Below are 19,771 nucleotides of genomic sequence, written 5' to 3'. Positions count from 1 at the left end.
GGTGGGCGCCCCGTGCCCACCGGATTGTTAGCGGCCAGAAGACGTCGCGCGCGATAGTTCTGGCGCCGAGGATTGCCGCGCTGGGGCAGCGCCAAGCCCTCCCGCGGGCAGGCCGCTCACAGCCCCGCCAGCATCTTGCGCACCGCCTGGTGCGCCTCCAGCCAGCCGCTCTCGGCCAGCGTCGGTCGGCACTCCGGACACTCCTCGAAGGGATTGCAGGCGTGCGCCAGTTCGATGTACTTCGACCCGGTGACCGGCTTGGCCGCGCGCGCGTCGCGCGAGGAGGGTGCGGCCGCGGGATTGGTAACCGCATTCGCGCCGCCGGCCAGCCAGCGCGCGAACGGCTCGAGCGCCACGCCGTCCGGCACGTACCAGCTCTTCCTCGCCGGATTCCATCGGGCGCCTAGCGCCTTGGCTTCGTCTTTTTCCGCGTACGGAACCTTCAATACTTTCATTACCGCCTCGTCGTTTGAAGCCGGTATTGTAAGCGCTGGCGGCTCAGGGCACGAGCACCAGCCGGTAGCCCACCGCCGTCTCGGTGACGAAGTGGCGCGGCTGGGCCGGCTCGTCTTCCAGCTTGTGGCGCAGGTGGCCCATGTAGATGCGCAGGTAATGCCCGTTCTCCCCGTTCGACGGCCCCCACACCGCGCGCAGCAGCTGCGGATTGGTCATCACCTTGCCGGCGTTCGCCACCAGCACGGAGAGCAGCTTGTATTCGAGCGGCGTCAGGTGCACGCGCACGCCGTTCTTGGTGACGAGACGGGCGACGAGGTCGACCTCGACGTCGCCGAAGCGCACCGTGCTGTCGGCCGCCTCGGGCGCGCGCTGGCGGCGCAGGGTGGCGCGGATGCGGGCCAGCAGTTCGCCGGTGCCGAACGGTTTCGTCAGGTAGTCGTCGGCGCCGGCGTCGAGCGCCCGGATCTTGGCCTGCTCGGCGTCGCGCGCCGACAGCACGATGATGGGCATGCCCGACCAGGTGCGCACCGCGGAGATGAAGTCGACGCCGTCGCCGTCGGGCAGGCCGAGGTCGAGCACGACCAGATCGGGGCGGCGCGTGCCGGCGTCGATCAGGGCGCGTTTCAGCTCGCCGGCCTCGTGGACCTGCCAGCCTTCCTGCTCCAGCGCGGCCCGGACAAAGCGGCGGATCTGCGGTTCGTCTTCCACCAGCAGGGCGGTGGGGCGTGCTTCATTCATGATCGGTTTCCAGTGTCGGTTTACAGTTCGGGCTGGTGGAGGTCGGGCAGGCTGGGCGGCGTGCCGCGCGGCAGCGAAAAGGTAATCGCGGCACCGCCTTCGGCGGCGCGGCCGGCCTCGATGCGCCCCCCGTGGGCCTCGACGATCGCGCGGCAGATCGCCAGGCCCAGGCCGACGCCGGGCAGGTGCGATTCCGACTGGCCGCGCGTGAACTTCTCGAACAGATCGCCACGCCCGGCCGGCAGGCCCGGGCCGTCATCGCTCACCGTGACCTCGACCCGGTCCTCGCGCACGCGCGCCGCGATCGTCACCGTGCTGTCCGGGGGCGTGTATTTTGCCGCATTCTCGAGCAGGTTGGCCAGCACCCGCTCGATCAGCACGGCGTCGAAGCGCAGCAGCGGCAGGTCCGGCGGGATGCGGGTCGCCACCGTGCGCGGGCCGAGCGCGGCGCGCAGCGGACGCAGGGCGCTGCCGACCACCTCCTCGAGTGCCTGCCATTGTTCGTCCAGGCGCACGCCGCCGCTCTCGATGCGCGCCATGTCGAGCAGATTGGTCACCATTACCCCGAGGCGGCGCGACTCCTCGTGCAGGGCCTGGGCGGTCTCGCGTTCCCTGGCCGCCAGCGGCGGCGCGGCGCGCAGCAGCGATTCGGACAGGCCGACCAGGGCGGTGAGCGGCGTGCGCAGGTCGTGCGACAGCGCCGCCAGCAGGGAATTGCGCAGGCGTTCGGATTCCATGCTCACCAGGGCGCCTTGCGCCACCTCGATGTAGTGCACCCGCTCCAGTGCGATCGCGGCCAGTGCGGCATAGGTGTCGAGCTGGCGGCGCTGCTCGGGCAGCGGCAGCCAGCGGCCGCCTTCGGGCGCGATCGCCAGCACGCCGCGGGTGCGCATCGGCGCCACCAGCGGCAGGTAGAACAGCGGGCTGCCCGGCAGCGTGTCGGTACCGTGGCCGGCGGGACTGGCGTGGTCGTAGGCCCACTGGGCCACGCCTGCATCCAGGCCGTCGGGAGGCACATCGGCATGCGGGACCAGCTTGCCGTCAGCGTCCGGCAGCAACAGGACCGCGCGGGCGCCGAAGGCGCGCGCGATGGTGGCGCGGGTGGTCTCGAGCACCTGTTCGTTCTGCAGCGCGCCCGACAGTTCGCGCGCGAATTCATACAGCGCCTGGGCGCGCGCCTCGCGCCGCCGCGCCACCCGCGCCTGGAAGCGCAGGCCGGCGGTCAATTGGCCGGTGATCAGGCCAACCGCCAGCATCACGCCGAAGGTGATCAGGTACTGGACGTCGGAGACCGCGAAGTCGTAGCGCGGCGGGACGAAGAAGAAGTCGAAGGCGGCCACGCAGACACAGGTCGCCAGCACCGAGGGCCCGCGTCCGAAGCGCACCGCCACCAGCAGCACCACCAGCAGGAAGAGCATGGCGATGTTGGCCAGGGCCAGCCAGGCGGTGAGCGGTGTGAACGCGAGCGCCGCCGCCAGGCCGGCAAGGCCGCCCCAGAGGTAGCGCAGCCGCTCGCGTCGGCCCGGGGTCGGCGCCGCCCTTCCGCCTGCCGCCCCGCGAACCCGCTTTCCCGGCGCGGCGCCGCCGACGTCGACCAGGTCGATGTCCGGCGCGCGCCGCGCCAGGCGCGCGTGCAGGCCGGGGCGCCAGCGCGGAAAGCGGCCCGGCGTCGCGCGGCCCAGCACGATGCGCGCCAGGTTGTGGGTGCGCGCATAGGCCAGCAGGGCCTGGGCGACGTCGGCGTCCGGCAGCACCTGGGTCGTCGCGCCCAATTCCTGGGCCAGTTTCAGCACGCCGAGCACCGCTTCGCGCCGGCTCGCCGGCAAGCGCTGCAGCGCCGGCGTCTCGACGTAGACCGCGTGCCAGGCGCAATCGAGGCGGGCCGCCAGGCGCGCGCAGTTGCGCACCACCTGTTCGCCGCCCGCGCCGGGGCCGACGCAGGCCAGCAGCGCGCCGTCGGTCTGCCACACCGGCGCGATCGCCTGCGCGACGCGCCAGGCGCGCACGTCGTCCTTGACGCGCTCGGCGGTGCGGCGCAGGGCCAGCTCGCGCAGGGCGATCAGGTTCCCCTTGCGGAAGAAGTGGTGCGAGGCCCGTTCGGCCTGCTCGCCCTGGTAGACCTTGCCGGCGCGCAGGCGGCCCAGCAATTCGTCGGGCGGCAGGTCCACCAGCACGACCTCGTCGGCGCCGTCGAACACGCTGTCGGGGACAGTCTCGCCGACGGCGATGCCGGTGATGCCGGCCACCACGTCGTTCAGGCTTTCCAGGTGCTGGACATTCACGGTGCTGAAGACGTCGATGCCGGCCGCCAGCAGCTCCTCGACGTCCTGCCAGCGCTTCGGGTGGCGCGCACCGGGCACGTTCGAGTGGGCAAGCTCGTCGACCAGGACAAGGTCGGGGCGCGCGGCCAGCGCGGCGTCGAGGTCGAATTCGGGCAGCTCCCTGCCGCGCCAGGCCAGGCGCCGCGGCGCCAGCACGTCCAGCTTGGCCAGCAGCGTGGCGGTGTCGGCGCGGCCATGGGTCTCGACCACGCCGGCCAGCACGCGCCGGCCCTGGGCCGCCAGCTTGCCGGCTTCGAGCAGCATGGCGAAGGTCTTGCCGACACCCGCCGAGGCGCCGAAATAGATGCGCAGGCTGCCGCGCGCGGCGCGCTTTTCCTGCGCGCGCACCTGGGCCAGCAGGGCGTCGGGATCGGGGCGGCTCATCATCTCAGCGAGTATCCGCTATCCGCGCCTGATGTGCCAGTCCAGGCGCCATCGCGGCCGGCGTATCGAGCGCCAGGTTCAGCGCCAGCACATGCACGCGCGCTTCGCCGAACACGCCCAGCCAGGGAAGCTCGGTATGCGCTTCGACCAGTTGCAGCACGCGTTCGCGCGGCAGCTTGCGGGCGGCCGCGACGCGTCCGGCCTGGTAGCGGGCCGCGGCCGGGCTGATGTGCGGATCGAGGCCGCTGGCGGAAGCGGTGACGAGATCGACCGGGACCGGGGCGGCGTTGCCCGGATCGGCCGCGCGCAGGGCGGCGATGCGCGCCGCCACCGCCTCCTTCAGGGCAGGGTTCAGCGGTCCCTGGTTGGCGCCGCCCGAGCCGCTGGCGTTGTTCGGCATCGGCGCGGTGGCCGAAGGCCGCCCCCAGAAGTAGCGCGGCGCGGTGAAGGCCTGGCCGACCAGGCTGGAGCCGACCGGCTGGCCCTGGCGTTCGACCAGGCTGCCGCCGGCCTGGTGCGGCATCAGGAGCTGGGCCAGGAATGTTACGGCCAGCGGATAGGCCAGGCCGCAGAGCAGGGTGAGGGCCGCGAACACGGCGAGAACGGGACGGATGGTGGTTGGCATGGAAACTCCGGCTCAGGCGAAATTCAGACGAAATGGAAGAAGGCAAGCAGCATGTCGATCAGCTTGATGCCGGCGAAGGGCAGCAGCAGCCCGCCCAGGCCGTACACCAGCAGGTTGCGGCGCAGCAGGGCGCTGGCGCCGATCGGCCGGTAGGCCACGCCGCGCAAGGCCAGCGGAATCAGGACCACGATGATCAGGGCGTTGAAGACCACGGCCGACATGATGGCCGAGCCGGGACTGGACAGCCCCATCACGTTCAGGGCCGCCAGTTGCGGGTAGACGCCGACAAAAGCGGCCGGGATGATCGCGAAGTACTTGGCGATGTCGTTGGCGATCGAGAAGGTGGTCAGCGCGCCGCGCGTCATCAGCAGTTGCTTGCCGATCTCGACGATCTCGAGCAGCTTGGTCGGGTTCGAGTCGAGGTCGACCATGTTGCCGGCCTCCTTGGCCGCCTGGGTGCCCGAGTTCATGGCCACGGCGACGTCGGCCTGGGCCAGCGCCGGCGCGTCGTTGGTGCCGTCGCCGGTCATCGCCACCAGCCTGCCCTCGGCCTGGTGGCTGCGGATCAGGGCCAGCTTGTCCTCGGGCGTGGCGTCGGCCAGGAAGTCGTCGACCCCGGCCTCGGCCGCGATCGCGGCGGCGGTCAGGCGGTTGTCGCCGGTGATCATGACGGTCTTGATCCCCATCGCGCGCAGCGCGGCGAAGCGCTCGCGGATGCCTCCCTTGACCACGTCCTTGAGTTCGACCACGCCCAGCACGCGCGCGCCGTCGGCGACCGCCAGCGGCGTGCTGCCGCGCCGGGCCGCGTCCTCGACGCTGCGCGCCACCGCCTCTGGCCAGCCGCCGCCCAGGGATTCCACATGCTGCCTCAGCGCGCCGGCCGCGCCCTTGCGGATCGTGCGCGCGCCAAGATCGACGCCGCTCATGCGGGTCTGGGCGGTGAACGGCACGAAAGCTGCGTGCAGCTCGCCCAGTGCGCGCTCGCGGATGCCGAAGCGGGTCTTGGCCAGCACCACGATGCTGCGCCCTTCCGGCGTCTCGTCTGCCAGCGAGGCCAGCTGGGCAGCGTCGGCCAGTTCGCGCTCGCTCACGCCGGGCGCAGGATGGAAATCGCTGGCCTGGCGGTTGCCCAGGGTGATGGTGCCGGTCTTGTCCAGCAGCAGAACGTCGACGTCGCCCGCCGCTTCCACCGCGCGGCCCGAAGTGGCGATCACGTTGGCGCCCATCAGGCGGCTCATGCCGGCTACCCCGATGCTCGAGAGCAGGCCGCCGATGGTGGTCGGGATCAGGCAGACCAGCAGGGCGGCCAGGGTGGTCAGCGTCACCGGCTGGCCGCCGCCCGCGGCCTCGGCGGCGAACAGCGTGAAGGGCAGCAGGGTCGCGGTCACGACCAGGAATACGATGGTGAGCGCCACCAGCAGGATGGAGAGGGCGATCTCGTTCGGGGTCTTGCGGCGCCTGGCGCCTTCGACCATGCCGATCATGCGGTCGAGGAAAGTCTCGCCGGGATTCGCGGTCACGCGCACCACCAGCCAGTCGGACAGCACGCGGGTGCCGCCGGTGACGGCGCAGAAGTCGCCGCCGGCCTCGCGGATCACCGGCGCGGATTCGCCCGTGATGGCGCTTTCGTCGACCGAGGCGATGCCCTCGATGGCTTCGCCGTCGATCGGGATCAGGTCGCCGGCTTCGACCAGGATCACGGCGCCCTTGCGCAGGTCGATGGCGGGCACGGGAAGCCAGCCGCTGCCATGGCGCGGCGCGGCCAGTTTTTTCGCCATGGTCGCGCCCTTCAGGCCGCGCAGCGACGCTGCCTGGGCCTTGCTGCGGCCTTCGGCCAGGCTCTCGGCGAAGTTCGCGAACAGCACGGTGAACCAGAGCCAGGCCGCGATCGCCAGGATGAAGGAGGGCGCGGCCTCGCCTTGGCCGGCGAGGGCATGGAAGAACAGCAGGGTGGTGGCAATGCTGCCGGCGTAGACCACGAACATGACGGGGCTGCGCAGCTGCACGCGCGGGTCGAGCTTGGCGAAGGCGCCGCCGATGGCGGGCAGCACCAGTCGAGGGTCGAACAGGCGCAAGTCCTTGCCCGACGTTGGGTTGAATGACATCTCGTACTCCAGGATGGGCCGGCGGCGGGGCCGCCGGCGGGACGTTGTTTAGTGGACGAACAGCTGCAGGTGCTCGGCGACCGGGCCGAGGGCGAGCGCGGGGACGTAGTTCAGCACCCCGACCAGGACCACGATCGCGACCAGGAGGAACACGAACAGCGGCCCGTGGGTCGGCAGGGTGCCGGCGTGCGCCGGCAGGCGCGGCTTGGCGGCCAGCGACCCGGCGATCGCCAGCACCGGCACGATGACGGCGAAGCGGCCGAACCACATCGCGATCCCGAGCATGGTGTTGTAGAAGGGCGTGTTCGCCGACAGGCCGGCAAAGGCGCTGCCGTTGTTGTTGGCGGCCGAGGTAAAGGCGTACAGCACTTCCGAGAAGCCGTGGGCGCCCGGGTTGGCGATGCCGGCCCGGCCGGCCGTGCTCGCCAAGGCGACCGCGGTTCCGGCCAGCACCAGGATCGGCACCACCAGGATCACGAGCGACGCCATCTTCATCTCGAAGGCCTGGATCTTCTTGCCCAGGTATTCCGGGGTACGGCCGATCATCAGGCCGGCCACGAACACGGCCAGGATGGCGAACACCAGCATGCCGTACAGGCCGGAGCCGACGCCGCCGAACACCACTTCGCCCAGCTGCATCAGGACCAGGGGCACCATGCCGCCTAGGGGCATGAACGAATCGTGCATGGCGTTGACCGCGCCGCAGGAGGCGGCCGTGGTGACGGCCGCGAACAGGCTGCTGGCGGCGACGCCGAAGCGCACCTCCTTGCCTTCCATGTTGCCGCCGGCCTGCAGGCCGCTTGCCGCCTGGTCGACGCCGAGCGCCTGCAGCACCGGGGATGCCTGCTGCTCGGCGGCGCCGGCGGCCACCGCGGCGACGGCGAACATCAGCGTCATCGCGGCCAGGATCGCCCAGCCCTGGCGCGGTTCGCCGACCACGCGGCCGAAGGCGAAGCACAGCGCGGCCGGGATCAGGAAGATCGCCAGCATCTGGCCGAAGTTGGCCAGCGCGGTCGGATTCTCGTAGGGGTGGGCGGAATTGGCGTTGAAGAAGCCGCCGCCGTTGGTGCCCAGCAGCTTGATCGCTTCCTGGGAAGCCACGGGACCCATGGCCAGCAGTTGGGTGCGGGCCGTGGTCTCGGGCGCGCTGCCGTCGGCCTGCGCCTGCGCTTGCGGATAGGCAAGCTGATCCAGCACGGCGACCTCCTTGTAGGGCGCGAAGTTCTGGATCACGCCCTGGCTCACCAGGAACAGCGAGAACAGCAGCGACAGCGGCAGCAGCACGTACACGGTCGAGCGGGTGAGGTCGCGCCAGAAATTGCCGATCGAGGCGCCGGAGCGGGCGGCAAAGCCGCGCATCAGCGCGAACGCGACGGCGATGCCGGTGGCGGCCGAGAAGAAGTTCTGCCCGGCCAGCGCCAGCATCTGGGTGGCGTAGCTCATGGTCTGCTCGCCGCCATAGCCCTGCCAGTTGGTGTTGGCGACGAAGCTGATGGCGGTGTTGAACGACGAATCGGGCGATACGGCGGGCAGGCCTTGCGGATTGAAGGGCAACCAGGCCTGCAGGCGTTGCACCGCGTAGGTGAAGACGGCCCCGAGACCGCTGAACAGCAGCACGGCCAGGGCGTAGCCGCGCCAGCCCTGTTCGGCGCCGGCAGCCGGACCGGCGGCGCGCAGGACCAGGCGTTCGAGCGGCGCCAGGAAGCCGAGCGAGCGCACACGACCCGTGCCGGCGACGCCGGCCAGGACGGCGCCCAGCGGCCAGGCCAGGACCAGCAGGACGAGGAGGAAGGCTGCCAGCAGCAGTACGGATTGGACGGTGATCACAGGTCCTCCGCCTTGAACAGGGCCACCACCAGGTAGACCAGCAGGGCGCCGGCCAGGACGGCGGCGCCAAGATAAAGAGCGTTCATTGTTTGCCCTCCAGCCGTGCGCACAGCGCGGCGAGAAGGCAGCACAGGGCGGTGAAGCCGGCCAGTGCACCGATAAAGACAAGATCCATGGGAGAGCTTTCGCTTGTTATTGTCGTGGGAAGCGTAAGGCGGGGCGCCTAAAGATGGGATAAAGAGGTGCTCCGCCGCTGTAAACAAGGTGTAAAAACGCCGCGTTTGCTGCTTCAGAAGGTACGGCCCAGCGTCACGACCAGCGCGCGCCGGCCGAGGAACTTGCCGTTGGCGGGCGAGGCGTAGGCGCGCTCGCTGGCGTTGGTGCCGACCGCCGCGAGCGTGAGCATGGCCAGGCCGACGTCGTGGGCCACGGCCGCCTTCCAGTCGGTGTAGCTGGCCGTGCCGAGGTGGCGCACGCGCTGGCGCCCGGCGTGCAGGCTCAGCGTGGTCCGCGCGCCGGCGGGCAGGTTCAGGTTCAGGTCGAGGTAGCCGCTGCCGCGGGTGCCGGGCATGCCGAACAGGTTGGTGAAGGCATGCGCGTACTTCAGCGTGGCCGCGCCGTAGCCGAACTGGGCGTACGCCTCGGCGGTATGCGCGTTGTCCCAGCCGGGCACGCGCGCCAGGCCGTTGGATGGGTAGAGGTAGCCGAGCAGGCCGAGGTCGTAGCTGACGCCGTTGCCGAGTTCGCCGCGGCGGCCGCCGTAGAGGTCGAGTTCGACGCTGCCGGAGCCGCCGGCGTCGCGGGTCCAGGCGATCGACGAGGCCCAGGCGCCGGCATACCAGCCGGAGGCGGCGGCGTAGTCGGCGCCGGCCTGGAGCGCCGGCTGCAGCCGGGTCTGGGAAATGCCGCGGTAGCGGTAGTCGGAAACGAGGGCGGCGTTGGCGCTGATGGTGGCGCTGGTGGTGGCGCCGCTGTCGGGCGTGTCGTCCAGCGCTTGCTCGGCGCGGACGGCCCCGGTGATGCTGGCCAGGCTGGCTGCCAGCAGGAGGATGGTCTTCATGGTGGTTTTTCCGGTGGATCGATGACATGCCCGCCGGGGGCGGCAGGCTTTCGAACAGCCCGGCCAGCTTAGCCATGGGACCGTAAAAACTGTCTAAAAAGAGGGGGCGGCACCGTAACGGCGGCGACAAGGGGTGGGAGCATCGGGATGGGCCGGAAACGGCGCGCGGCGACACCACGGACCCCGGCTTATGCCGGCTGCATTGCGCCATGCGCCGGTAAGGGATGATAAGCTGATAACTTACGGCTGGGCTGCGGCCGCAGCGGACCGGTCTCCCGTCAAGACGGCCGGACGCCGCCCCTCGCCGCGTTCCATGGTCGCGTTTGATCACACTTCGCGTGGGCACTCTGCTTGTGGATAGAATTGACTCCGTTTCCGTAGTGCCCAGGCCCGCCGGCTGGTTTGCCCTGGCGATCGCCGTCGAGAACCTGTGCGGCTGGCTGGGCGGGGCCGATGTCCTGGTGTCGATCGCGCCCGGGCTGCCGAAGATGGTGCCGGCGACGGCCCTGCTGGTCCTGCTCGGCGCTGCTAGCCTGCTGCTGCAGGCATCGCGCCTGGGCCACCGCCCGCGGCCGCCGGCCGGCGCCTGCGCGCTCGTCATGGGGCTGATGGCGGCGATCATGCTGTCGTCCCACCTGCTGCGGCTGCCGCTGGGACCGTTCCTGGCGAGCGCGGTCGGCAGCCAGGGCGCCGCCAGCCTGTCTTCGCTCCCGACCTCGGCCACGTTCGTGGCACTGGGCCTGGCATTGGGGCTGAGCGCGCGCAAGCGCCGGCTCGTGGCGGCGCAGTCGGCCGCGCTGGCGGTGGCCCTGGTCTCGCTGCTGAACGCCATCAGCTATCTGTCGCGCGACACCTTTGTCTACCATGTCCTGCCTGGCCAGGGCATGTCGATCCCGACCACGCTGGCCGCGCTGGCGCTCGCGCTCGGCGTGCTGTTCCTGCGGCCCGGCCTGGGCATCATGGCGGCGGTCATCGGCGTCACGCCGGCCGGGCGCATCGTGCGCCAGGCACTGGCGGCGGCGGGCGCGGTGCCGCTGCTGCTTGGCGCCGCAGTCGCGGCCGGCCTGCACGGCGGCCTGTACGACCCCGGCACGGCGGTGATCCTGCAGGTCTGGGGAACGATCGTGGCGCTGACGGCGATCCTCTGGCGCCTGTCGCTGCGGCTGCATGCGGTCGAGGCGGCGCGGAGCCAGGCCGAGGCCGAACTGCAGAGGACCCTGGAGGAGCTGCACGAAGCCGACCGCCGCAAGGACATCTTCCTCGCCACGCTCGCCCATGAGCTGCGCAATCCGCTGGCGCCGATGAAGGTCGTGGCCGAGATGCTGGAGCGCGACATGCAAGGCGACCCGGGCCAGCTGCGCCGCCTGAGCGACGTGATCGGGCGCCAGGTCGATCACATGGCGCACCTGGTCGACGACCTGATGGACGTGTCGCGCGTGCGGCGCGGCCAGATCGTGCTCGAGCGCAGTCCGGTCGAGCTGAACGAGGTGCTCGATACCGCGCACGAGCAGGCCCGCTCCCTCATCGAACGCAAGGGCCATGCCTGCCGCATCGAGAGGTTCGATGTGCCGCTCTGGGTGCTGGGCGACCGCAAGCGGCTGGTCCAGGTGGTGGTCAACCTGCTCAACAATGCCGCCAAGTACACGCCGCCCGGGGGCGAGCTCGGGGTCAGCCTGCGCCAGACCGGCCAGCAGGCCGAGATCGCGGTGCGCGACAACGGCAGCGGCATCGCCCCGGGGCTGCTGCCGTCCGTGTTCGACCTGTTCACCCAGGCCGAGGTGACGCCGGAGCGCGGCGAAGGCGGGCTCGGCCTGGGACTGGCCCTCGTCAAGCGCTTGACCGAGCTGCAGGGCGGCAGCGTGCGCGCCGCCAGCGGCGGCCTCGGCCAGGGCAGCACCTTCACCGTCGTGCTGCCGCTGCTCGATGCCAGCGCGCCCGATGCGCGGGCGGCAAGCATGACGGCAGGCTGAACGGCGCCGTCCCGCCCTCTGCAACCCAATAGGTTCGATCATTTTCCTTAGGTGTTGTCGCCTGTCAGCATAGCGACAATTAAGTTTCCTTGCAACAACGAAACCCGGCCCGGCTTGGCGTTGCAGGTGGAGTTCCTTGCCTGAACGAACCCGTTCACCCGCCCATCTTGCTGAGCGCAAACGCCGACAGGAAGCCCGCTACCGTGATCAGCCCCGCGAAATCGCGCGCCTCGTCGAAGGCCTCGGGAATCATGGTATCGACCAGCATCGCCAGGATCGCCCCGGCCGCCACCGCCGTGGTGGCCGCCACCACGCCGCCCGGGACGCTCTCGAACGCGGTGTAGCCGACCAGGGCCGCCACGCCCGAGGCGGCGGCGATGGCGCCCCAGATGCCGAAGATGTAGCTGGCCGAGCGGCCGGCCTTCTTCATGCCGGCCGCGCTCGACAGGCCTTCCGGCACGTTCGAGAGGAAGATCGCCGACACCGCCACCAGGCTGACCTTGCCGCCGCCCAGCATCGACAGGCCGATCACGATCGATTCCGGAATGCCGTCGAGCAGGGCGCCGACCGCGATCGCCATGCCGCTGCCGCCGTTGTCGGCCGCCTTCGGCTGCTGCTCGCCGGAGCGCTTGCGGTGCTTCGCGCCCTGGTGCGACAGCAGCCAGTTCGCCAGGGTGTAGACCGCGGCGCCGGCCAGGAAGCCGAGCGCGGTCGAGGCGAAGCCGCCCTTGTGGTAGGCCTCTTCCATCAGTTCGAAGGAAAGGGCCGAGATCAGCACGCCGCTGCCGAAGGCCATGATGGCGGCGATCAGGCGCGGCGGCACCTTGACCCAGTAGCCTACCGCCGCCCCGAGCAGCAGGGCGCCGCCCGCCACCAGTCCCCAGAACCCGGCCTGCAACCACGGCGGAATGTCGCCCATGCCCGTCTCCAACATTGTTGTGCTTGTCAAAATGCTACCCGCAAGTGCGAAACGCGGGCGTCCGCTTGTCCCGGTTTCGTCAAGCTGCCATAGGGCTGTGATACATTCGGCACTTTTGCAGGAAAGCACTATCCATGACATCGAGCCCCATGACATCGACCCTGATGCCCCGTCTTGCCGTCCTGGTGCCAGCCGCCATCCTGGCAGGCTGCGCCAGTTACGCACCGCAGCCGCCCGGCATCGAATCGGCCTTCGTCGTGATCGGCGAGAACGGCCAGGCCAGCGCCCGCGTCATCACTACCGGGTCCGCCTGTCCGCCGCTGCAGGTCGACGGCAAGCTGCTGCCGATGCGGGTGCGGGTGCCGATGTCGAGCATTCCGGCGCGCGCCGGCCAGCCGCATACGCCGCCCTCGACCGCGGTGCTGACCTGCGAGGCGCCGATCCCGGCCGGGACCTACACGGCGCGGGCAGGGGAGCTGGCGTTGCCGGTGCCGAAAGCGCAGCCGCAACGCATCGTCGTCATCGGCGACACCGGCTGCCGCCTGAAGGGCAAGGAATTCCAGGACTGTAACGACCCCGCAGCCTTTCCGTTCGCGCGGGTGGCGGCCAGCGCCGCCGCCTTCAAGCCGGACCTCGTGATCCACGTCGGCGACTACCATTACCGCGAAGATCCCTGCCCGCAGGATCGCCCCGGCTGCGCCGGCAGTCCCTACGGCTACGGCTACGACGCCTGGGCCGCCGATTTCTTCACGCCGGCACAAAAGCTCCTTGCCGCCGCGCCCTGGGTGCTGGCGCGCGGCAACCACGAGAATTGTTCGCGCGGCGGGCAGGGCTGGTGGCGCTACCTCGATCCGCGGCCCTTCGAGGCGGGCCGCGATTGCGACGACCCGGCCAACGATGGCGCCGGCGACTACAGCGACCCGTACGCGGTGCCGCTCGGCGGCGACGCCCAGCTGATCGTGTTCGATACCGCCAACACCAACTGGAAGGGCCTGCCGAAGAGCGACCCGCGCCGCGCCCGCTATGCCGACACCTGGCGCAAGGTCGAGCAGCTGGCGCGCGGCGCGGCCTACAACATCGCCGTCGACCACCACCCGCTGTTCGCCTTCGGCGCCAACCGCGATCCGAAGAGCGGCGCCGTCACCCTGTTCGGGGGCGACCGCGGCCTGCTCGACGCCTTCGGCGACGTCGATCCCGGCTACCTGCCGCGCTCGATCAGCATGCTGCTCTCGGGCCACGTGCACCTGTGGGAACAGCTCAGCTTCTCGAGCCCGCACCCGACCCAGTTCGTGGCCGGGTTCTCGGGCACGGCCGAGGACATCGTGCCGCTGCCGGCCAGCGTGCCGCCCGGCCAGCAGCCGGCGCCGGGCGCCGTGGTCGAGGCCATGAGTTCCTGGATCGACGGTTTCGGCTTCATGACGATGGAGCGTACCGGGCCCGATGCATGGCAGGTCGGGGTCTGGGACCGCGACGGCAACCGGAAGAACAGCTGCAGCGTGAAGGGCCGCCGTTCGCAGTGCGAAGTGGCTCAAGTGAAATGATTGTCAATACATTTCGTCAAATATAGTTGCCAAGGAAATATAGATCGGGCAATATAGCGACATCGGAACCGCCGCCACGGCGGGCTCTCGATCAGCGATGAGGCGTTCATTCGTTTCTTTTGGGCCCCCGGTCACCCCGGGGGCCATTTTTCGCGGGAGGCCCCACCGCCCGGTGGAGCTGCCGTTCTCCCGCCCTGCCTGGAGGACACGCATGCCCGATTTTTCCGATCTCGGACTTCAACTCGCCTGGCCGCTGGCCATGACGCTGGCCTGGATGGCCGGCGAACTGTTCTATCGCTGGACCGCGCTGCCGCGCATCGCCGTGTATGGCCTGGCCGGTTTCGTGTTCGGCAACCTGGCCGCCGGCTACCTGCCGCCGTCCGAAGCGAAGAACTTCATGTTGCTGGCCAACCTCGGCTTCGGCCTGATCCTGTTCGAACTCGGATACCGCATCAACCTGCGCTGGCTGCGCAACAATCCCTGGATCGTCGCGACCTCGCTGCTGGAAGCGGCCTGCACCTTCGCCGCGGTCTACCTGGTCGCCCACCTGTGCGGCATGGAGCGCCTGCCGGCCGCGCTGACCGCCTCGCTGGCCATGTCGAGTTCGCCCGCCGGCCTGCTGCGCGTGCTGAACGAGCAGGGCGCCGCCGGCCAGGTCACCGAGCGCGCCATGCACCTGACCGCCCTGAACTGCGTGATGGCCGTGTTCACCTTCAACATCGTGGTCGGGATCGGCGTGTTCCAGACCTCGGGCGACGTCGCCCACGCCGCCGCCAGCAGCCTGCTGGTACTGGTCGCGTCCGCCGGCCTCGGCGCCCTGTTCGGGGCCCTGGTGCCGCTCTGGCTGCGCATGATCGACGCCTCGCGCGAGGGCACCCTGGCCTTCGCGCTGGCGGTGGTGCTGCTGGTCGCCATCACCTCGGTGCTGCCGCTGTCGCCGGTGCTGGCGGCGCTCACCTTCGGCCTGGTGGCGCGCCACCGCCGCATCGCCCTCAGCCCGGCGCAGCGCAATTTCGGCGTGCTGGGCGACCTGCTGACGGTGCTGATGTTCTTTTTCGTGGCCACCAAGGTGCAGCTCGAGCACGTCAGCGGCGGCATCGCCCTCGGCCTCTTGCTGGTGCTGGTGCGGGCGGCGGTGAAGGTCTCGATCTGCACCCTGTTCGCGCGCGTTTCCGGCATCTCGGCGCGCAAGGGCGCCTTGTCGGGCCTGGCGCTGACGCCGATGGCGGTGTTCGCCATCATCCTGATGGAGCAGACCCGCTGGATCGGCGTCGACCTGTTCGACAGCCTGGCGCCGCTGGCCGCCGTGATGCTGCTGCTCGACGTCGCCGGCCCGATCCTGACCCAGCGCGCCGTGGTCTGGGCCAACGAAACCCGTATCGGAAAGGAGACTTGAATGGCACTCGAACGATTCGCACAATCGCAGCCGCTTACCATGGGCGTCGAGCTGGAGCTGCAGCTGGTGAGCCTGTCGGACTTCGACCTGGTCGCGGCCTCGCCGGACATGCTGGAACTGCTGGGCCGCGCGCCTTTCCCCGGCAACGTCACGCCCGAGATCACCGAGAGCATGATCGAGATTAATTCGAGCGTGCACACCCACTACGGCGAACTGCTGGAGGAACTGCGCCGCATCCGCGATACGCTGCTGCGCGCCGGCGACACGCTCAACGTCGGCGTGTGCGGCGGCGGCACCCATCCTTTCCAGCAGTGGTCGCAGCGGAAGATCTTCTCGAAGCCGCGCTTTCGCGAAGTCTCGGCCCTGTACGGCTACCTGGCCAAGCAGTTCACCGTGTTCGGCCAGCACGTGCACATCGGCTGCGGCTCGGGCGACGAGGCGCTGTTCCTGCTGCATGCGCTGAACCGCTACATCCCGCACTTCATCGCGCTGTCGAGTTCCTCGCCCTTCCTGCAGGGCAGCGACACGCGCTTCAATTCGGCGCGCCTGAACTCGGTGTTCGCCTTCCCGCTGTCGGGCCGCGCGCCGTTCCTGCTCAGCTGGGAAGCCTTCGAGCGCGACTACTTCACGCGGATGGAAAACACCGGCATCGTGAAGAGCATGAAGGACTTCTACTGGGACCTGCGGCCGAAACCCGAATACGGCACGATCGAGCTGCGCGTCTGCGACACGCCGCTGACGGTGGAGCGCGCCGCCGCGCTGGCCTGCTACTTGCAGGCGCTGTGCCGCCACCTGCTGGAACGGAACGAGCCGCCGCCGCTGGAAGACGACTACCTGGTCTACAACTACAACCGCTTCCAGGCCTGCCGTTTCGGCCTGGACGGCACCCTGGTCCACCCGCAGACCCACGAGACGCTCTCGCTGCGCGAGGACATCCTGACCACGCTGCGCCACCTGGAGCCGCACGCGAAGGCGCTGGGCAGCGAAGCCGCGCTCGAGCACCTGTACCAGGAGACCCATACCGGCAGCGACGCCGCCTTCCTGCGCGCCGCGCACGAGGACGGCGGCAGCGCGGAAGCGATCGTCGACGCCGCGCTGCGGCGTTTCCGCGAGGGCTTGCCGGCGTAAGCCGGCAGGGGCAGGGGCAGCGGCAGAAAAAGGAGAGGCCGCGGCCTGGAGGTTCTTACCCCTGGCCGAGCGGCACGTGGGCGTCGGCCTCGTCCACCGCGAGCAGGGCGATCAGCGCGCCCAGGTCCTTCTCGAGGCGCGCGAGGGTCGCGGCGTCCAGGCTGGACAGGGCATCGGGCAGCACGCCGGCAAAGGGCGCCGGCGCGCGCTGCAGCACGGCGTCGGCGGCGGGCAGGGTGCGCAGGGCCACGCCGCGCCGGTCCTGGCCCTCGCGCGCGCTGGCGATCAGGCCGCGGCTGCCCAGGGCGCGCACCAGGTTGCTGGCGGTCGACTGGTGGATGTCGAGCGCGCGCGCCAGGTCGGTCACGCCGATGCCCGGCGACTGCGCGATCACGGACAGGGCCCAGAGCTGGGCGCCGCCCAGGCCGGCATCGCGCTCGACCTGGCGGAAGTGGTTTTTCACCGCATTGAAGACGATGCGGAACTGGCGCAGCACGCGCGTTTCGGGAGCGAGCTGGCCCGCATTGTTCTGTTCAGACATGGCGCCATCATAGCGGAAAGCGCCGTCCACCGGGCCGCTTCTCCGCCGTAGGCTGCCGCACACTGCCATACGACGAAGCGGCCCCGTGCCCGCGGCCGCTGTCCGCTATACTTGGCGCATGGAGAACCGATAAGGCGCAAGGACACCAGTGAATCAGGAAGAGAAGACCGACAACGACATTCGGCAGCGGGCAAAGAACTTTTTCGGCGGCGCGGGCAGCCGCGCCCAGGCGGGCGTAAAACGCGCCCACGGTATCCTGCAGGGGCGGCCGCGCTGGGAACAGGCGGTCCTGATCGCCCTCTGGGCGGCGGCGGCGCTGCTGACGGCGCTGCTGGCCTACCTCCTGGTCCTGATTCCCCTGACGCCCGGCGTCGACGACCTGAAGCAGGTCACGACCGCGCGCCCGAGCGTCATCATGTCGAGCGACGGGCGCGCACTCGGCACCTTCGAGCAGGGCCTGCAGGAGCGCGTCAAGCTGTCCCAGGTCTCGCCGCACGTGGTGGCGGCCCTGATCTCGACCGAGGACCACCGCTTCTACGACCACCATGGCGTCGATTTCACGCGCATCGCCGGCGCCTTGCTGGCCAGCCTGAAGGGCGACGCCCAGGGCGGCTCGACCATCACCCAGCAGCTGGCGCGCAACATGTTCCCCGAGGAGATCGGCCGGGCGCGCAGCGTCAACCGCAAGCTCAAGGAACTGATCACGGCGATCAAGATCGAGAACACCTACAGCAAGACCGAGATCCTGGAAGCCTACCTGAACACGGTGCCCTTCCTGTACAACGCGCGCGGCATCGAGATGGCGGCCCGCACCTACTTCGACAAGCCGGCCGCCAAGCTCGACGTGCTGGAGGCGGCGACCCTGGTCGGCATGCTGAAGGGGACCTATTACTACAACCCGGTCACCAATCCCGAGCGCTCGCTGGGCCGGCGCAACGTGGTGCTGGGGCAGATGCGCAAGCACGGCCACCTGACCGACGCGCGCTTCAAGTCCCTGTCCAAGCGGCCGCTGAAGCTGCGCTTCGAACGCCAGCTCGACCGCAGCGGGCGCGACAACCACTTCACCGCCTACGTGCGCAAGTGGCTGCTGGAGTGGGCCAACGAGAACGACTACGACCTCGAGCTCGACGGCCTGGTGGTCGAGACCACGCTCGACGCCGCATTGCAGCAGGCCGCGCTGCGCGCGGTGGAGCGCCAGGCGAATGCGCTGCAGGCGGTGGCCGACGTCGAATGGGCCAACTCCTGGGTGCCGGGCGCCAGTTCGACCGCTACCTACACCGCGATGCGCCCGAGCGTGAAGCCGTTCGACTACTACTGGCGCACGCATGGCGGCCAGCTCGACGCGTTCGTGCGCGAGTCAAGCGAATACCGGCGCGCCGTGGATGGCGGCGAGGCGCCCGCCGCCGCGCTCAAGCGCCTGAAGGGCGACCGCGATTTCCTGCGCACGCTGAAGGATGCCAAGTCGCGCCTGGAGGCCGGTTTCGTGGCGATGGACCCGGCCACCGGCGAGGTCAAGGCCTGGGTCGGCAGCCGCGACTTCGCGCGCGACCAGTACGACCACGTGGCCCAGGCCGCGCGCCAGCCCGGCTCCACCTTCAAGCCCATCGTCTACGGCGCGGCGCTGGAAAGCGGTATTCCGCCCGAACAGACCTACGCCGACACGGTGATGGACTTCGACATGGGCAACGGCAAGGTCTGGCGCCCGACCGACATGTCCGGCACCAGCGGCCGCCAGGTGACGCTGCGCGAAGGCCTGGTGCACTCGAAGAACACGATCACCGCCCAGGTGATGCAGGACGTCGGCCTGCCGTCGGTGATCAAGCTGGCGCGCAACATGGGCATCCGCCAGAGCAAGCTGGCCTCGGTGCCCTCGCTGGCCCTCGGCACCAGCCCGGTGACCCTGCTCGAGATGGTGAACACCTATGCGACCATCGCCGCCCAGGGCCAGTACCGCAAGCCGGTCTTCGTGCGCCGCATCCTGGACCGCGACGGCAAGGTCGTCGCCGACTTCGCCAGCGTGGCGCCGGAACGCGCGCTGTCGCAGGCGACCAGCGAGACCCTGATCGACATCCTGCGCGGCGTCGTCACCCGCGGCACCGGCACCGCGGTGCGCTACCGCTTCGGCGTCACCGGCGACGTCGCCGGCAAGACCGGCACCACCCAGAACAACGCCGACGGCTGGTTCATCCTGATGCACCCGAACCTGGTGGCCGGCGCCTGGGTCGGCTTCAACGACAACCGCGTCACCATGCGCAGCAACTACTGGGGGCAGGGCGGCCACAACGCCATCCTGCTGGTCGGCGACTTCTTCAAGACCGCGCTCGACGAAGGCAGGATCGACAAGGACGCGCTGTTCCCGGGCGGGCGCAAGCCGCCACCGGTGCGCGTGCGGGAAGAGGAACCGGAAGAGGACTATGACGAAGCGGAGGAGCTGTACGAGGGCGTGCCGGCCGACGAGGCGGTCGAAGTGATCGTGCCGCAGGCGGACGAGGCGGTCGAGGTCGAGACCGTGCCGGAGGAAGAATTGTCGCCGCCGCCCCCGCCGCCGACGCCGGTGCCGTCGCCCTTGTTCTGATCGTAGGGTGGGCACCCCGTGCCCACGCGAACGCGTGCGTTTCGTTGGCCGGCTACCCTGCCCGAACGCGAGCGCCGCGTTGACGCCTCTGTAGCGTCAACGCGGCGCTTGCTTTTCGATTGGCGCGAGGTGCAGCGTTGTGCCGATCTCCGCGTGGGCACGGGTGCCCACCCTACGGTACCTCC

The 19,771-nt window shown here is 70.1% G+C and carries 15 protein-coding genes; 5 read left to right on the top strand and 10 right to left on the bottom strand.

Features of this window, described 5'->3' with window-relative positions; genetic code table 11:
* Positions 1 to 116 precede the first annotated feature (116 nt).
* The 8 genes from ACFOPH_RS06440 to ACFOPH_RS06405 all read right to left on the bottom strand — a co-directional run bounded on the left by ACFOPH_RS06440 (position 117) and on the right by ACFOPH_RS06405 (position 9,516).
* Positions 117 to 455 carry a DUF5710 domain-containing protein gene (locus ACFOPH_RS06440; protein ID WP_379734268.1) on the bottom strand — a complete coding sequence of 113 codons (339 nt, stop codon included), beginning with the start codon at positions 453 to 455 and terminating at the stop codon, positions 117 to 119.
* A gap of 43 nt (positions 456 to 498) precedes the next feature.
* Positions 499 to 1,194, bottom strand: coding sequence for a two-component system response regulator KdpE (kdpE, locus tag ACFOPH_RS06435; protein ID WP_379734266.1), 696 nt, complete (start codon positions 1,192 to 1,194; stop codon positions 499 to 501).
* A gap of 20 nt (positions 1,195 to 1,214) precedes the next feature.
* Positions 1,215 to 3,902, bottom strand: a complete 2,688-nt coding sequence (locus tag ACFOPH_RS06430; RefSeq protein WP_379734264.1) for a DUF4118 domain-containing protein — start codon at positions 3,900 to 3,902, stop codon at positions 1,215 to 1,217.
* A 1-nt stretch (position 3,903) separates the two neighbouring features.
* The gene (gene kdpC / locus ACFOPH_RS06425) at positions 3,904 to 4,524 is read right to left on the bottom strand and encodes a potassium-transporting ATPase subunit KdpC (protein WP_379734262.1); all 621 of its coding nucleotides are present in this window, start codon (positions 4,522 to 4,524) and stop codon (positions 3,904 to 3,906) included.
* Between the two features lie 23 nt (positions 4,525 to 4,547).
* Positions 4,548 to 6,629 (bottom strand): potassium-transporting ATPase subunit KdpB, encoded by a 2,082-nt coding sequence (gene kdpB / locus ACFOPH_RS06420; protein WP_379734260.1) that lies wholly within the window; start codon positions 6,627 to 6,629, stop codon positions 4,548 to 4,550.
* A gap of 48 nt (positions 6,630 to 6,677) precedes the next feature.
* Positions 6,678 to 8,453, bottom strand: coding sequence for a potassium-transporting ATPase subunit KdpA (gene kdpA, locus ACFOPH_RS06415; protein ID WP_379737867.1), 1,776 nt, complete (start codon positions 8,451 to 8,453; stop codon positions 6,678 to 6,680).
* Positions 8,453 to 8,542 (bottom strand): potassium-transporting ATPase subunit F, encoded by a 90-nt coding sequence (locus tag ACFOPH_RS06410; RefSeq protein WP_312552599.1) that lies wholly within the window; start codon positions 8,540 to 8,542, stop codon positions 8,453 to 8,455. Before ACFOPH_RS06410 ends, kdpA begins: the two co-directional genes overlap by 1 nt.
* Before the next feature lie 203 nt (positions 8,543 to 8,745).
* Positions 8,746 to 9,516, bottom strand: coding sequence for a TorF family putative porin (locus ACFOPH_RS06405; protein WP_312552600.1), 771 nt, complete (start codon positions 9,514 to 9,516; stop codon positions 8,746 to 8,748).
* Positions 9,517 to 9,896: 380 nt separating this feature from the next.
* Here ACFOPH_RS06405 and ACFOPH_RS06400 point away from each other — a divergent pair, with 380 nt between their 5' ends.
* On the top strand, positions 9,897 to 11,486 hold the full coding sequence (locus ACFOPH_RS06400) for an ATP-binding protein (protein WP_379734258.1): 1,590 nt from the start codon (positions 9,897 to 9,899) through the stop codon (positions 11,484 to 11,486).
* Between the two features lie 154 nt (positions 11,487 to 11,640).
* Here the strand turns inward: ACFOPH_RS06400 and ACFOPH_RS06395 are convergent, their stop codons facing one another.
* Positions 11,641 to 12,405 carry a ZIP family metal transporter gene (locus ACFOPH_RS06395; protein WP_379734256.1) on the bottom strand — a complete coding sequence of 255 codons (765 nt, stop codon included), beginning with the start codon at positions 12,403 to 12,405 and terminating at the stop codon, positions 11,641 to 11,643.
* Between the two features lie 149 nt (positions 12,406 to 12,554).
* On the opposite strand from ACFOPH_RS06395, the gene ACFOPH_RS06390 reads away from it, so the two are divergent.
* The 3 genes from ACFOPH_RS06390 to ACFOPH_RS06380 all read left to right on the top strand — a co-directional run bounded on the left by ACFOPH_RS06390 (position 12,555) and on the right by ACFOPH_RS06380 (position 16,470).
* The gene (locus tag ACFOPH_RS06390) at positions 12,555 to 13,946 is read left to right on the top strand and encodes a metallophosphoesterase family protein (protein WP_379734254.1); all 1,392 of its coding nucleotides are present in this window, start codon (positions 12,555 to 12,557) and stop codon (positions 13,944 to 13,946) included.
* A gap of 211 nt (positions 13,947 to 14,157) precedes the next feature.
* Entirely contained in the window at positions 14,158 to 15,342 is a 1,185-nt protein-coding gene (locus ACFOPH_RS06385) for a cation:proton antiporter (RefSeq protein ID WP_379734252.1), read from the top strand.
* Entirely contained in the window at positions 15,343 to 16,470 is a 1,128-nt protein-coding gene (locus ACFOPH_RS06380) for a YbdK family carboxylate-amine ligase (protein ID WP_312553094.1), read from the top strand.
* A gap of 55 nt (positions 16,471 to 16,525) precedes the next feature.
* On the opposite strand, the gene ACFOPH_RS06375 is transcribed toward ACFOPH_RS06380, so the two are convergent.
* Positions 16,526 to 17,011, bottom strand: a complete 486-nt coding sequence (locus ACFOPH_RS06375; RefSeq protein WP_379734250.1) for a MarR family winged helix-turn-helix transcriptional regulator — start codon at positions 17,009 to 17,011, stop codon at positions 16,526 to 16,528.
* Between the two features lie 148 nt (positions 17,012 to 17,159).
* On the opposite strand from ACFOPH_RS06375, the gene ACFOPH_RS06370 reads away from it, so the two are divergent.
* A complete protein-coding gene (locus ACFOPH_RS06370) occupies positions 17,160 to 19,586 on the top strand; it encodes a penicillin-binding protein 1A (protein ID WP_379734248.1) in 2,427 nt (808 codons plus the stop codon).
* Positions 19,587 to 19,771 lie beyond the last annotated feature (185 nt).

It is taken from the genome of Massilia haematophila (assembly GCF_042647645.1).
GTDB lineage: Bacteria > Pseudomonadota > Gammaproteobacteria > Burkholderiales > Burkholderiaceae_D > Telluria > Telluria haematophila.
Note: the sequence above shows the minus strand (reverse complement) of the source record. Positions and strands in the feature narration are given on the sequence as shown.

What these genes read in the sequence shown, in the direction of transcription:
- ACFOPH_RS06395 (WP_379734256.1), bottom strand. Translation starts at nt 12,405, where the DNA reads ATGGGCGACATTCCGCCGTGGTTGCAGGCCGGGTTCTGGGGACTGGTG.
- ACFOPH_RS06410 (WP_312552599.1), bottom strand. Translation starts at nt 8,542, where the DNA reads ATGAACGCTCTTTATCTTGGCGCCGCCGTCCTGGCCGGCGCCCTGCTG.
- ACFOPH_RS06430 (WP_379734264.1), bottom strand. Translation starts at nt 3,902, where the DNA reads ATGATGAGCCGCCCCGATCCCGACGCCCTGCTGGCCCAGGTGCGCGCG.
- kdpC (WP_379734262.1), bottom strand. Translation starts at nt 4,524, where the DNA reads ATGCCAACCACCATCCGTCCCGTTCTCGCCGTGTTCGCGGCCCTCACC.
- kdpE (WP_379734266.1), bottom strand. Translation starts at nt 1,194, where the DNA reads ATGAATGAAGCACGCCCCACCGCCCTGCTGGTGGAAGACGAACCGCAG.
- ACFOPH_RS06390 (WP_379734254.1), top strand. Translation starts at nt 12,555, where the DNA reads ATGACATCGACCCTGATGCCCCGTCTTGCCGTCCTGGTGCCAGCCGCC.
- ACFOPH_RS06380 (WP_312553094.1), top strand. Translation starts at nt 15,343, where the DNA reads ATGGCACTCGAACGATTCGCACAATCGCAGCCGCTTACCATGGGCGTC.
- ACFOPH_RS06385 (WP_379734252.1), top strand. Translation starts at nt 14,158, where the DNA reads ATGCCCGATTTTTCCGATCTCGGACTTCAACTCGCCTGGCCGCTGGCC.
- ACFOPH_RS06375 (WP_379734250.1), bottom strand. Translation starts at nt 17,011, where the DNA reads ATGTCTGAACAGAACAATGCGGGCCAGCTCGCTCCCGAAACGCGCGTG.
- ACFOPH_RS06405 (WP_312552600.1), bottom strand. Translation starts at nt 9,516, where the DNA reads ATGAAGACCATCCTCCTGCTGGCAGCCAGCCTGGCCAGCATCACCGGG.
- kdpB (WP_379734260.1), bottom strand. Translation starts at nt 6,629, where the DNA reads ATGTCATTCAACCCAACGTCGGGCAAGGACTTGCGCCTGTTCGACCCT.
- ACFOPH_RS06440 (WP_379734268.1), bottom strand. Translation starts at nt 455, where the DNA reads ATGAAAGTATTGAAGGTTCCGTACGCGGAAAAAGACGAAGCCAAGGCG.